This is a genomic window from Nostoc sp. (assembly GCF_036916575.1).
Taxonomy (GTDB): Bacteria; Cyanobacteriota; Cyanobacteriia; order Cyanobacteriales; family Nostocaceae; genus Nostoc.
In genome coordinates this window covers 136,662-148,960 of the sequence record NZ_JBALGC010000106.1, presented here as the reverse complement: position 1 = coordinate 148,960, position 12,299 = coordinate 136,662, and the positions used below count along the sequence as shown (strand labels likewise).

Sequence of the window (12,299 nt, the reverse complement as noted above, 5' to 3'; positions counted from 1 at the left end):
ACCTTGGAAGGCATATCCATTATTTTTTCGGAGCGGGCGCAGCCGCAGGCCTGGCAGCTGGTGATTGATTCGGCGCAAGTGATCGAATAAAATTGATCGACTCCCGCGATGGATACAGAACAATTTTATTTATACCAGGATCGTTGCTGCTATTCAGAGCCTCCATAACACCGTATAAATCCACCACCTGAATTTCAGTATTGGCTGCTTCCTTTGGCACGGCTTTTTTGAATTCGTCTAACAGAGCCACTGCTTGCTCTTTCTCAAAAAAGAAAGGGATGTACCGCTCGTTGCTTTTGGGGACGGGAATGGTCAAATAGCTATTATCTTTTTTAAATTTGGGTACAAATAAGGGAATACCATTGAATTGCTCCCCTTTTTTACCACTTTGATTCAACATACTTGTTGCCGAAGCTACTTGTTGTTGCGTCGGTACCAAAGTATAAATTACAGAGTCTGATTTCTTTTTGCTTTCTTGGACTATTTTATAGTAGTCTGCCAAGGACAAAGGTCTCACCTGTAGGGTGCTTGCTAACTGGGGGTTTTCTTTTTTGAGCCGATTGTCAAGGAATTTTTGAGCATCTAGCTTGCTAATAAAAAATCCCACTTGTGAGATGGTCTTGGATTCGTTTTTCCGCGAAAGAACTACGAATTCGCCTTTAGGATTGGTAAGCGTGAATACAGGTACTTCTTGGAGCTTTTTCACTATTTGATCTTGTGGCAACGCCATCGCCTCTAGATTGCCTATTCCTGAAAGTCCCGCTAAAAATACACTGCCAGCTATACCCAATGTTGCGCCCAAGCGAATAAATGATTTCATGACTGCTCCTCGCATCAATAGTCCAATTAAATTAAACAAATGGTTGGATTTGCACAGCACCAACTAGCTTTAGTTATATAGCAATCTATTTCAGTTGTAAAAAATTTATTGTGCGCGTTGAGGTTGAGTGTTAAGCGTCAACGGTCAAAATTCAATATTTTCAAACTATTTAGGGTTGCTATAGTATCGTTTTCACAAATTGACTGTGTTAACGTTGTGTTTTTCTCGCTTTCGCTTCGCTATTGACCGCGAAATGCCGTAGATGCCTATTATATGTCTTCTCAAGCAATGAAAAGTCTCTCCATCTCTGGAACCTTGGAGATAATAAATGCCATTTTCTCGGCTTTTTCTAATATCGGGTGACGCTATTACTTAATCAATCGTTCCATCTGCGATTGGTTTAATATCTTCTCAAATTTATACAAAGCTCAGTATCAGGAATATCTTACTGCTTAAGAGCGAAATTTCCCTGTTAGGCTTTAACAGCCAACCCAACAGTAGAACAGCATAATTGATATTCTGTATAAAACTGTACAATTTAATTGCACATCTTCGCAAGAAAACTTTAGTCAATCCGCCCTAACTGTAAATTATATTAATTAAATCGGGATGACAGGATTTGAACCTGCGGCATCCTGCTCCCAAAGCAGGCGCGCTACCAAGCTGCGCTACATCCCGGTTAAACTTATCTACTTTTTGCGGTTTGATTTTAACTTACCATCAAAGCGATCGCGCTTTACCAAAAGTATTAGATTAATTATATCAAATCACACGGCTTATGCCTAATCTTTTTCATCTTTTGCAAAGCAAGATAAATTACATTGTTACACTGATAAAGGTTTTTTGCCGACTTAGTTTTACAAGATATATACTTGCGCGTTCGTCGGCTGAACCTTGCAAAACCACATCAAAAAAATAATAGATTTTAACTACTATACCTGATTTTATTGTGCAAATCCGGTTTGATTTTGATTGAGCGCTAGTGAGGATACCAGAACATGCCTTTGATACCTTCTGGATCAGCCATAAACCCCATAGTTCGGTAGAAATCTACAACATGGGGGTCGGCGAAGAGAGTGACATTACTAATTTCTTCACTCCTAAGTTTTTTGAGAACGTATTTCATCAGCGCTTTGCCTAGTCCTTGACTTTGAAAGTCTGGGTGAACCACCACATCCCAAATAGTGGCATTAAACGCGTGATCTGAAGTAGCACGGGCAAAACCAATGAGCCGCTTTTGGTTTCCTCTCACCTGCCACATTGAGGCGACAAGAAAACTATGCTCAATAGCTTTTTTCACTTTTCTTAGAGGACGACGCGACCAACCAACTGCATCACAGAGTTCTTCTAGCTCATACAGGTCAATGTCTCGCTCCGTGCTGAAGACGATGCGAGCCTCCTTTGAAGAAGCTTCGCTAATTCTGCTGGGGTTGGAGTTGCCCGCAGTTTCCGTTGTATGCTCTTCAAAGGGGTTTGTCCTAGTTGTCGCTACAGATTCAGGAGTACTAAACCAAGTTTTCCAAAAACCCATGCCAACGTGGTTCGGGTAGTATAACTGAAATGGTTTCCACTCTCAAGAGTGTTGATTCACCTTTAACATAGCTACCCCCATTTACTACCCCTTACACTCAAATTTTTTCAGTTGTTTTCGGGATTTACAATGGCAACGCCAGTTAGAGCGTGTTTCACACCAATCATTTTCAACTTTAGCATTTTGTTGTAAAGGCTAGGAGAAATTCGCCAAAACGGTAAGGATATAAACAATTCCTCATTCAAAATTACGCCCTGTTCAGTTCGCCCTCTTGCTTGGCAAAGCCAGATGCAAAGAGTGCAGACCCGCAAGGGACGCGAATTCGTTGGCGCAGGCCAGGGTAAAGAAGAGGCTGCGCTATTGGACATCGAATTTTGATGATCGGAAGCTTCCGCTCAAAATTCACTCATTTAAAATGGAAAAACCTAATCCTGGCAATTGCTCGTATAGAACTTAAATGCACGTTAGCTTAGGAGTGAATTGTATATACTAATCTGATTTGATTGCGTGAAAAAATCTAAGTATATGTAGGGGAGCCAGCTTTGTAACAGCGGGTTTTCCACGCCAGTCCGCACAACGGGGGGAAAATACGCAAGCGGCTGGCTCGACTTGAGCGGACTGGCGTTGCGTTAGGACGGAGTTCGTAACGCACCAAAGCCTTTGGACGGTGCCGTACTTTTGTCTAACACACCCTACGTATATTTGAAAAATCAAATATGATTCCTGTACAAGAGATTGGGTATTTGGGAAAATCCTTCCCAGTCCCTAATCCCCATTGCCCCTTACCTCCAAGGGGGCCACGAGTTCCCCAATACCCAGCCCCTAGTCCCTAGGTGACGAAAGCAAGCGAGTCTACCCTTAACAATGGCTTCTGGTTTAAAATCTTCAACACTGGAACTCCTAAAGCGCTTTAACCGAGCGTTTCCCCAGTTTTATGAGCAATTTGTCAGCAGTGAGATTCAACTGCAAAATTTACGCCTAGCCTACCGTCTCTATAAAACTAGACGCGCTGTTATTGAGCTAAAACCGGAAGGTAGCAAAAGTGCCTTGCATTTTGCTTACCGCAACCAGTCTTTTCTCCTCAGCGATATTTTTGGTGTACTAGCAGCTTATGGGTTGACTATCCACGGTCTGAGTCTATACGGTCAGATCCGTCCGCCGATGTTAGTTTTTATCAAACTGTTGGTGTCTCGTGGTAGTAAAGCCTTGACCGAGAAAACCGCAGAAAATGTCTGTCGCGCCATTCGCGAGGCTTTAGGAGGTCGGTTTGAGGTAGAAGAGATGCTAGCAGTAGAATTCAATCTTGACACTGGCTTAGAGCAGGTACAAACTGAGTTCTATGTCGATCCGGTCTTTCATCTCCCTGCCCTAGTGATTGAAGCCGATAATCAACCAGGATTATTCTACAAAGTGATGTACGCCATCTGGCAGGAAGATCTGCTGGTAGTCAATGCCAATTTACTGGTTTGGCGCGGACGTACACGGCTAATTCTTTACTTATTGGGACCGAATGAAAGCCTCATTCCTGAATATCTCGGTCACAAAATTGCTGAAGGGGTGCGACAGCGGTTGCTGGGTAAATGAAAAAAGTGAGGAGTTATGAGTTATGAGTTAAAAATTAACAATTTCTCACTCCTAACTCTTATACAGACGCGATTAATCGCGTCTCTACTTCTAACTTTTCGCATTCCGTATTTAGTCGCACTCGCCCTTAGGGGTACGATATAAGTATGGCAACTATCGAAATCTTAGGCATTCCACACGCATACGAGCTAACGGCTCCCACTTCCTGCCCCCATGCTTTAGTATTTATCCACGGTTGGCTCAATAGCCGTGGATATTGGCAACCTGTGATTTCCCGCCTATCAGATGATTTGCAGTGCCTTTCCTATGATTTGCGAGGTTTTGGTGAATCCCAATCTCAGGTAAGAACCGATTTTAGTCGGGCACAAATGTCTCTGAGTCTTACGCCCATCTCCAGTAGTACGGTTGGCTCACCTTTCGATTCTCTTTATACTCCTGCTGCTTATACTCATGATTTAGCAGTTCTTCTAAAACAGCTGAATATTACCAGTGCTTGGCTAATTGGTCACTCGTTAGGTGGGACGATCGCTCTTTGGGGAGCAGATCAAATACCTGAGTGTGTTAAGGGAGTTATCTGTATCAACGCTGGCGGTGGTATTTACCTCAAAGAAGCCTTTGAGCAGTTTCGCTCGGCGGGTCAGAAATTTTTGCAAGTCCGCCCGCGCTGGCTGTCCCAAGTGCCTTTGATTGATTTGCTGTTTACTAGAGCCAGTGTAGTACGTCCTTTGGAGCGCTATTGGGCGCGTCAGCGGCTGATTGATTTCGTTGTGGCTGACCCAGAAGCAGCTCTGGGAACTCTGTTAGACTCCACAACGGAAGAAGAAATTAATCGTTTACCTGAGCTAGTATCCCAATTGAAGCAGCCAGTTTATTTTTTGGCTGGCGCGGAAGACAAGGTTATGGAACCCAAGTATGTACGCCATTTAGCTAGCTTTCACAGACTTTTCCAATATTGTGGTGACAATGTTTTAGAAATTCCTGATTGCGGACACCTGGCTATGTTGGAACAGCCGGATGCAGTGGCTGATCACATCCGGTCGATAGTCAAAAGTCTATAGTTATAGGGCATTGGGGAGCCACTGCGTTGGGCGGCTCTGCCGACTTAAAGCAAGTGGCGTCATTGGGCATTGTTCTTCTCTCTCTGCCCCTCATGCCCCTCACGACTCAGGATGATACAACTTCATCACCTGGGCAAGCCCTAACCTAGACTCAACGCCCAGTGTCAGGGGGGATGTATGACCAGAGGATAGATGGTCAGCGGCGGCACAACCAATCATGGCGGCGTTATCGGTACAGAATTTTAAAGGTGGGAATAGGACGCGTAAGTTATGTTCAACGGCGGCGGCTTGGAGGTTTTTTCTCAACCCGCTATTAGCTGCAACACCGCCACCAATGGCAATTGTGTCTAGACCATAGTCTAGGGCACAGGTGATCGCTCTTTTGGTCAGCGATCGCGCTACGGTTTCCTGAAAGCTAGCTGCGACATCTGCTACTGGCACTTGTCCACCATCTTTCTCTAACTGCTGCACTAAACGTAATACAGCCGTTTTTAACCCACTAAAACTCGCATCATAACGATGAAACCCCCCGCCCGGTAGAGAAACTTTTCCTTCTGGTAGGATAAAGGCTTGAGGATTGCCCTCTTGTGCCAGTTTGTCAATCACTGGACCACCCGGATAACCCAGCTTTAACAATCGCGCTACTTTATCGAAGGCTTCACCCGCTGCATCATCACGGGTTTGCCCCAGTGTTTCGTAAACACCACAATCTTTGACATAAATCAAGCTTGTATGTCCGCCAGAAACTAATAAACTCAAGAAAGGGGGATTTAAAGTTGGTTCGCTCAAATAAGTGGCGTAAATGTGACCTTCAAGGTGATGAACTCCCAAAAATGGTTTGTTGTGTACCATCGCTAGGGTTTTGGCAGCAGTTAACCCCACTAACAGTGCTCCTACGAGTCCAGGGGCACAAGTGGCGGCAATTGCGTCAATTTTCTCCCAGTTTAGTTGGGCTTGCTCTAGGGCTTGAGCGATCGCTTCATTAATTGTTTCTAAGTGTTGGCGAGACGCTACTTCTGGCACTACCCCGCCATACTGCTGATGGACTGGAATTTGCGAGGCTACGATACTGCTGCAAACTTTACGATTGTTAACAATTGCGACGGCTGTTTCATCACAACTGGTTTCTATTGCTAAAACGGTTGCCATTGAGAGTGCTGAGTACTTAGTCTTGAGTAATAGAGACAAAATCTTACTTCTTTACTACCCTACTACAACAATTCTTAATACTCAGCACTCTAACTGGGCACGGGCTAAACCATAGCTATCCGCTAATAGCACTCATTTTGGTTGAGAAGCTTTAACTTTTATTTACTTAAACTTTACTCGGCTCCCACCCAAGAGTATGATGACTTCCTAGTTATGCAAATAAACAACTGTACAAGCCGCTTCGTTTTGTACATAAAACTTTTTGTTTTGTAATAAAAGGAAACAACTCTATGCGACGATTGTTTGCTTTGATTTTAGCGATTTGTCTTTGGTTCAATTTTGCCCCCCCAGCAAAAGCTCTAGGGGCTAATTTGACACCGTGCAAGGACAATCCCGCTTTTCAACAGCTAGCAGCTAATGCCCGTAATACCACCGCTGACCCCAATTCAGGGATAAAGCGATTTGAGCGTTATTCTCAAGAACTGTGTGGTCCTGAGGGTTACCCCCACTTGATTGTTGATGGTCGTCTAGATCATGCTGGTGACTTCCTAATCCCTAGCATTCTGTTTCTATATATTGCTGGTTGGATTGGTTGGGTAGGTCGTGCCTATCTGCAAGCGATCAAAAAGCAATCTGACACTGAACTAAAAGAAATCCAAATCGATCTTGGTTTGGCACTACCCATAATAGCGTCAGGCTTTGCTTGGCCAGTAGCGGCAGTTCAAGAACTTCTCTCTGAGAAATTAGCAGCCAAGGATACAGAAATCCCCATTTCCCCACGCTAAATCAGCTTAACTAATTTATTTGTTTTGGAGACTAAATTCATGGCAGACAAAGGCGACCAATCATCTTATTTGATTAAATTTATTTCCACAGCGCCCGTGGCAGCTACGATATGGCTGACCATCACAGCAGGTATCTTGATTGAATTCAACCGCTTTTTCCCCGATCTACTTTTCCATCCACTGCCATAAGTGTCAAAAGATTTTGGATTTTAAATTTGCGCTAGCGTAGCGTAAAGCCTTCTCCTAACAAAGACGCTCTTGCTAGCTGGCTTTTGAGTAGGGGTACGGCATGGCTACTCTTCTTAGGCTGCGCCCTAAGCGAAGCTATGCCGCAGGCTTTACGCTTAAAGCGAGTCTTTGAGCGTCTTTTAGATTGGTTCCGCCCACAAGGGACTGGGCATGAATCAAAAAATTCTTTTAATCCAAAATCCGTCTTGGAAAGTCTGAACGCCGATTTCTGGCGCTCAGACTTTCCGCAAAATCTAAAATCTAAAATTGCTGGTCAAATGGGATTTAGGACAGTTGAATGAATGTCTTGTTTTTTGCCTAATATTGTGTAGTTGATGTATTCAGCTTAGTTAGGCAGAATTATCACCAAAATACGCAGCAAAAATAGTTTTTTGAAACTCGTGATCCTGTTGAAAGATTGTGAGTTTCACAGTTTTCAAATAAGCTAAATTAATTTTTCTAAACTTCCTAAATAAAAAGCATATTTAGCTACAATTATTATTAATATAAAAATGCCACCATTTTAATTTAGAGGCGAACATAAAATATGGCGCAAGCAGTAGATGCATCAAAAAATCTCCCTAGCGATCCCAGAAATCGTGAAGTTGTTTTTCCCGGATTCCGCGATCCACAGGTGGGTAACCTAGAAACCCCGATTAATGCTTCTCCCTTAAGCAAGTGGTTCATTAATAACTTACCTGCCTATCGCCCAGGTCTGTCTCCTGCCAGACGCGGTTTAGAAGTTGGCATGGCTCATGGTTACTGGCTATTTGGCCCCTTTGCCAAATTGGGCCCACTGCGGGATACAGGTAGTGCTAACTTAGCTGGGTTACTAGGAGCCATCGGACTGGTTGTTGTTCTTACCGGTGCCTTATCCCTGTATGCCAATAGCAATCCACCTAAAGCACTGCCTAGTGTTACCGTACCCAACCCTCCGGCAGATGCTTTTAACTCTAAAGAAAGCTGGAACAACTTCGCCAGTTCTTTCTTAATTGGTGGTATTGGTGGTGCAGTAGTCGCTTACTTTTTGACTGGCAATTTAGGAGTAATTCAAGGTCTATTTGGTTAATTTAAAAATGAGGAGTTAGTAGTTAGGAGTTAGGAGTTTAAATTCATAACTTCTAACTCTAAACTCCTAACTTATTTAAACAAAACAGCTTCAATATCATTTAAAGCAGTTTCAAAATCGTCATTAACGATTTGAATATCAAATTCATTTGCGGCTTGAATTTCTTCTTGGGCACGGAGCAAACGACGGGCGATCGCTTCTTGGGAGTCTTGGGCACGAGAGCGTATCCGTTTCTCCAATTCATCAAAAGAAGGTGGTAAAATAAAAATGCTGAAGGCACTGGGGAAGGAAGCACGAATTTGTCTTGCCCCTTCTAGCTCAATTTCCAGCACCACCAACTTACCAAAATGAATTTGGTTAAGTACAGCTTCACGAGGAGTGCCGTAATAATTACCAGCAAATTCTGCCCATTCCAAAAATTCACCTTCAGCAACTAATTGTTCAAACTTATTGCGGTTGATAAAGTAATAATTTTTGCCATCGATTTCCCCTGGACGGGGAGAACGAGTTGTCACGGATACGGAATAATATAGTTCCGGATGACGTTGTAGGAGCGATCGCATTAAAGTGCCTTTACCGACCCCACTGGGGCCAGTTAAAACAATTAACCTGCCTAAATGTAAGCATTCTTCGGTAGTAGCACTATTCTGGATGGGTAAAACTGGCATCATTCCTTCAACCTGTGAATCAATCAATAGATATTATTCATTAGTCTTGTGTTCCTGGCCTAGTCCACTAATGACTAAAGAATTTGTAGCAAGAGTGACAGAAAACTTGTCTAATTCACATGGTACTACCGATATGGTGCAAAGAGGAGTGGGAATAAACCACTGCTAGTCAATTATCTACAGTCTGATGATCGCGGGAAATCACAAAGCGATTCGCTACCGTTTCTGGCTGAATCGCTGACAGAATTACGTGGCTAGAATCGGTGATAATTACAGCTCTAGTTCGACGACCGTAAGTTGCATCAATCAGTTGACCTCTATCCCGTGCATCGGTAATAATCCGCTTAATTGGGGCAGACTCTGGACTGACAATGGCAACTACTCGGTTGGCAGACACGATGTTACCAAAACCGATGTTGATTAACTGAATGTCCATAAAAAAACTGACGCTAAACGCGGTTTGAGAAGCTTGAAATAACTTGAAATAAACTTATTTCCATGTTATCGCCAAAAAACGGGAGTTACAACGCTTAAATTCAAGCCAGCCTCCGTTTTTAAATAATGTCTGCTTTTTTTAACTGTTTCTTAGCTATATTTCCTGAAAATCTTCCCAAAGACATAGGCGCAATTACACTGATACAAGCTAGTTGGATGATGTAAATTTATTTTGTTTGAAATAAGTATTTGGCTCAGAAATTGATGGAGAGCAAAATCGATTGGAACGGCCTCGCTCTCAATGCACTAGCTCAGTACAATGTCAGTGTTGTTCAATTGGTATTCTTGGGTCATAGCGAAAATGTGACGTTTCGCGTTGACACTCGGAATAATCAAAATTTTGCTACATCTGGAGAATATGATGAGCAAGCGTTATTTCTTCTCCGTATCCATTATCCGATCGCTGAGTTCCGTGATCGCATCTGGCAACAACATGCGGTCATTGAGTCGGAACTGATGTGGCTGACTGCTTTGCATCAAGATACTAATTTGGTCGTCCCATACCCCTTACAGAACCTCAGTAGCACTTTCATTACCTCTGTAGCAATTGATGACACCAGCACAACACTTAACTGTACGCTACTAAACTGGGTCAATGGTTCACCCCTCAACAGCGAACCTACACCGACGCAGGCTAGGCGAGTCGGGAAACTTATGGCTCAGTTGCACCAGCACGCCAGCCTTTGGGAATTGCCTTCAGGCTTCACGCGACCAAAATACGACTGGGAGCAACTACACACCTCACTCATGAAGCTGCGATCGCTAGTAGATACTGGCACGATATCTGTTACTGATTTCCCTGTGCTTGAGAATGTGGTTCAGCGAATTAATAATGTGATGACAGCACTAGAAAAAACACGCACCAATTGGGGTTTGATTCACGCAGACTTGAATGAAAATAATTACATCTTTAATGCAGGTGAGGCGCAGCCCATCGACTTTTCCTGTTGTGGCTTCGGCTACTACCTTTGTGACATTGCCCATACCTTGTTGCATCTGTTTCCCGAAAACCGTAGATCGTTCCTCAGTGGTTATCAAAGCGTGCGTCAACTACCCGATGAGTATCAGAGTATTTTGGAGGCGTTCTTTCTCGGAGCAACAATAAACAATTTTGCTTTTTTGGCGTCGCAGCCAAATGAACACAATTACTTATTAAAAACTGTACCCTACGTTACTAAGAGGTTATGTAGCAAATATCTTCAAAGCGAAGCATTTTTGTTCGAGTCATAGCTATTCTGCTTTGATATTAAGGTGAGTTCGACGAAGTTCAATTTTGTCTCCCATATTCACAGCACGCATCCGTCGTACACTTCCAGCTTGACAATCGCGTAACCAAGTTTCGACCGCTTGGGCAACAGTGCCGTTACTACTATCGCGTGGCAAAGACAGTGGCTGCCGTGCTAAATGGGAACCAGTTTGAGAAAACAGCATCACTAAACGCCAACCAGTTTTAGTTTTAGTCAACAACAGCCAGTAGAATTGCTCCAATTCTACCGCTTTCTTTCCTATGTACTGCCGCTCTAAGGTAGTAAAGAAAACTTGCTCAACTCCTGATGCAGAGCTTTTAGGCGCGTCTGTACTATATTCTTCAAGGTTAAGGGGCAGAGGAGTAAACTCAGGTCTTCCTGCCACTAACATATAACTGTAAACATCACTGCTTCTACTGAGGCGGCGGGCGCGTTGACTAACGCGATTGGTATAACTAGGTAAATCTTCCAGTAGCTGTATAGTAAATGTTTCTAAATTTTGCTCAGAACACAAAGACCTTGCCTCACCGTTGACATTTTCCCTTTCTGCGAGCGCAGAGGGTTTAGGGGTGAGGTTTATAGATAACGCTGGGTAAGCAAGGCTATTTGATCCTAAAACCCAGAAGCCACAAGCTAAAAGCCAACTATAATTTTTCTTCCTGAGCGAACAGACAAGATTGTTCTTTTTTACACCCTGCACTCTATCCCCCAACTTCTCACTGACAAAACAATTCCAAATTCCAAATTCACGCATTAATTAGAAACTTTAGTTGTGGGTATCAAGCCCACTTAGAACAAAAAATTGTTTTGAGAGGCAAAGCCCGAAAAACAAAGCGTCCTTTTTCAAGCCCACGGATTTATCCGTAAGTCTTTAATTTTTAATTTTGAATTATATAATTTTGAATTCGAGCGAAGCGAGTGACTTTTAGCTTCATGCCACCGTGGTTAACTCCTCAGAAATCCTCTTCCAGGCTAACTCCGGCTCAGTAGCAGTAGTAATGGGACGCCCAATCACTAGATAATCTGCACCAGCAATGATTGCTTGTGCTGGGGTGAGCGATCGCTTTTGATCACCTTTATCTGCCCACGTTGGTCTAACCCCCGGACAAACTAGCAAAAAGTCATCTCCACAAGTTTGCCGTAGTTGTGCCACTTCTTGGGGCGAACAGACTGCCCCATCCAATCCTGCCTCTTGAGCCAGCAGTGCCATTTCTAGGGCGTATTCTGGTAATTCTAGGGGAATCTTTAAATCAAACGCCAGTTGTCTAGCAGAAATACTCGTTAACAAAGTAATAGCAATTAACTTAGGCGGTTTTACACCCGCTTGTGCAGCCCCTTCCTGTGCCGCCTCTGTTGTGGCTTTCAGAGCATCTATACCAGATGCAGCATGAATTGTCAATAAATCCACTCCGTAACTAGCTGCACTACGACAAGCACCAGCGACTGTGTTAGGGATATCGTGAAACTTTAAATCCAGGAAAATACGCTTTTGCCGGGACTTTAATACTTCCAGAATTTTTGGCCCAGTGCTGGTAAATAATTCTAAGCCTACTTTCCACCAAACCACTTGCAGAAGTTGATCTACAAGAGCGATCGCACTTTGCTCATCTGGTACATCCAAAGGCACTATAATTCGTTGTTCTGCCTTCATTTGCAGTTCCCCAT

14 protein-coding genes and 1 tRNA gene are annotated in these 12,299 nt (G+C 43.5%); 6 read left to right on the top strand and 9 right to left on the bottom strand.

Annotated features, from left to right (window positions below):
• Window positions 1-19: 19 nt before the first annotated feature.
• The 4 genes from V7L29_RS23540 to V7L29_RS23525 form a co-directional block, all read right to left on the bottom strand.
• Window positions 20-820: a Tic22 family protein gene (locus V7L29_RS23540; protein ID WP_334736964.1), complete on the bottom strand. Its 801-nt coding sequence runs from the start codon at window positions 818-820 to the stop codon at window positions 20-22.
• Window positions 821-1,424: 604 nt separating this feature from the next.
• Window positions 1,425-1,498: transfer RNA gene (locus tag V7L29_RS23535), tRNA-Pro, on the bottom strand.
• A gap of 301 nt (window positions 1,499-1,799) precedes the next feature.
• A complete protein-coding gene (locus tag V7L29_RS23530) occupies window positions 1,800-2,351 on the bottom strand; it encodes a GNAT family N-acetyltransferase (protein WP_334693299.1) in 552 nt (183 codons plus the stop codon).
• Between the two features lie 107 nt (window positions 2,352-2,458).
• Window positions 2,459-2,719, bottom strand: a complete 261-nt coding sequence (locus V7L29_RS23525) for a hypothetical protein (protein WP_334736963.1) — start codon at window positions 2,717-2,719, stop codon at window positions 2,459-2,461.
• Between the two features lie 496 nt (window positions 2,720-3,215).
• On the opposite strand from V7L29_RS23525, the gene V7L29_RS23520 reads away from it, so the two are divergent.
• Window positions 3,216-3,935 carry a hypothetical protein gene (locus V7L29_RS23520; protein WP_012410214.1) on the top strand — a complete coding sequence of 240 codons (720 nt, stop codon included), beginning with the start codon at window positions 3,216-3,218 and terminating at the stop codon, window positions 3,933-3,935.
• A 146-nt stretch (window positions 3,936-4,081) separates the two neighbouring features.
• Window positions 4,082-4,993: an alpha/beta fold hydrolase gene (locus tag V7L29_RS23515; RefSeq protein WP_334736962.1), complete on the top strand. Its 912-nt coding sequence runs from the start codon at window positions 4,082-4,084 to the stop codon at window positions 4,991-4,993.
• A 99-nt stretch (window positions 4,994-5,092) separates the two neighbouring features.
• Here V7L29_RS23515 and tsaD read toward each other — a convergent pair whose 3' ends face one another.
• Window positions 5,093-6,142, bottom strand: a complete 1,050-nt coding sequence (gene tsaD / locus V7L29_RS23510) for a tRNA (adenosine(37)-N6)-threonylcarbamoyltransferase complex transferase subunit TsaD (protein WP_334736961.1) — start codon at window positions 6,140-6,142, stop codon at window positions 5,093-5,095.
• A gap of 290 nt (window positions 6,143-6,432) precedes the next feature.
• Between tsaD and V7L29_RS23505 the strand changes: the two genes are divergently transcribed.
• The 3 genes from V7L29_RS23505 (at window position 6,433) to V7L29_RS23495 (ending at window position 8,224) form a co-directional block, all read left to right on the top strand.
• Window positions 6,433-6,927, top strand: coding sequence for a Photosystem I reaction center subunit III (locus tag V7L29_RS23505; RefSeq protein ID WP_334736960.1), 495 nt, complete (start codon window positions 6,433-6,435; stop codon window positions 6,925-6,927).
• A 39-nt stretch (window positions 6,928-6,966) separates the two neighbouring features.
• Entirely contained in the window at window positions 6,967-7,116 is a 150-nt protein-coding gene (psaJ, locus tag V7L29_RS23500; protein ID WP_012410218.1) for a photosystem I reaction center subunit IX, read from the top strand.
• A gap of 586 nt (window positions 7,117-7,702) precedes the next feature.
• A complete protein-coding gene (locus V7L29_RS23495) occupies window positions 7,703-8,224 on the top strand; it encodes a photosystem I reaction center protein subunit XI (RefSeq protein WP_334693303.1) in 522 nt (173 codons plus the stop codon).
• Between the two features lie 71 nt (window positions 8,225-8,295).
• Here the strand turns inward: V7L29_RS23495 and gmk are convergent, their stop codons facing one another.
• Window positions 8,296-8,895, bottom strand: a complete 600-nt coding sequence (gene gmk / locus V7L29_RS23490) for a guanylate kinase (RefSeq protein WP_334736988.1) — start codon at window positions 8,893-8,895, stop codon at window positions 8,296-8,298.
• A gap of 166 nt (window positions 8,896-9,061) precedes the next feature.
• Window positions 9,062-9,328 (bottom strand): extracellular matrix/biofilm regulator RemA, encoded by a 267-nt coding sequence (gene remA, locus V7L29_RS23485; RefSeq protein ID WP_073639751.1) that lies wholly within the window; start codon window positions 9,326-9,328, stop codon window positions 9,062-9,064.
• Window positions 9,329-9,591: 263 nt separating this feature from the next.
• On the opposite strand from remA, the gene V7L29_RS23480 reads away from it, so the two are divergent.
• On the top strand, window positions 9,592-10,617 hold the full coding sequence (locus V7L29_RS23480) for a phosphotransferase enzyme family protein (protein ID WP_334736959.1): 1,026 nt from the start codon (window positions 9,592-9,594) through the stop codon (window positions 10,615-10,617).
• Here the strand turns inward: V7L29_RS23480 and V7L29_RS23475 are convergent, their stop codons facing one another.
• Window positions 10,618-11,388 (bottom strand): hypothetical protein, encoded by a 771-nt coding sequence (locus V7L29_RS23475; protein ID WP_334736958.1) that lies wholly within the window; start codon window positions 11,386-11,388, stop codon window positions 10,618-10,620.
• Between the two features lie 177 nt (window positions 11,389-11,565).
• Window positions 11,566-12,285, bottom strand: coding sequence for an orotidine-5'-phosphate decarboxylase (gene pyrF, locus V7L29_RS23470; RefSeq protein WP_334693306.1), 720 nt, complete (start codon window positions 12,283-12,285; stop codon window positions 11,566-11,568).
• Window positions 12,286-12,299 lie beyond the last annotated feature (14 nt).

Excerpts from the sequence above, each read along its gene's own strand:
- V7L29_RS23540 (WP_334736964.1), bottom strand. The coding sequence starts at position 820 with ATGAAATCATTTATTCGCTTGGGCGCAACATTGGGTATAGCTGGCAGT.
- V7L29_RS23530 (WP_334693299.1), bottom strand. The coding sequence starts at position 2,351 with ATGGGTTTTTGGAAAACTTGGTTTAGTACTCCTGAATCTGTAGCGACA.
- V7L29_RS23525 (WP_334736963.1), bottom strand. The coding sequence starts at position 2,719 with ATGTCCAATAGCGCAGCCTCTTCTTTACCCTGGCCTGCGCCAACGAAT.
- V7L29_RS23520 (WP_012410214.1), top strand. The coding sequence starts at position 3,216 with ATGGCTTCTGGTTTAAAATCTTCAACACTGGAACTCCTAAAGCGCTTT.
- V7L29_RS23515 (WP_334736962.1), top strand. The coding sequence starts at position 4,082 with ATGGCAACTATCGAAATCTTAGGCATTCCACACGCATACGAGCTAACG.
- tsaD (WP_334736961.1), bottom strand. The coding sequence starts at position 6,142 with ATGGCAACCGTTTTAGCAATAGAAACCAGTTGTGATGAAACAGCCGTC.
- V7L29_RS23505 (WP_334736960.1), top strand. The coding sequence starts at position 6,433 with ATGCGACGATTGTTTGCTTTGATTTTAGCGATTTGTCTTTGGTTCAAT.
- psaJ (WP_012410218.1), top strand. The coding sequence starts at position 6,967 with ATGGCAGACAAAGGCGACCAATCATCTTATTTGATTAAATTTATTTCC.
- V7L29_RS23495 (WP_334693303.1), top strand. The coding sequence starts at position 7,703 with ATGGCGCAAGCAGTAGATGCATCAAAAAATCTCCCTAGCGATCCCAGA.
- gmk (WP_334736988.1), bottom strand. The coding sequence starts at position 8,895 with ATGATGCCAGTTTTACCCATCCAGAATAGTGCTACTACCGAAGAATGC.
- remA (WP_073639751.1), bottom strand. The coding sequence starts at position 9,328 with ATGGACATTCAGTTAATCAACATCGGTTTTGGTAACATCGTGTCTGCC.
- V7L29_RS23480 (WP_334736959.1), top strand. The coding sequence starts at position 9,592 with ATGGAGAGCAAAATCGATTGGAACGGCCTCGCTCTCAATGCACTAGCT.
- V7L29_RS23475 (WP_334736958.1), bottom strand. The coding sequence starts at position 11,388 with ATGCGTGAATTTGGAATTTGGAATTGTTTTGTCAGTGAGAAGTTGGGG.
- pyrF (WP_334693306.1), bottom strand. The coding sequence starts at position 12,285 with ATGAAGGCAGAACAACGAATTATAGTGCCTTTGGATGTACCAGATGAG.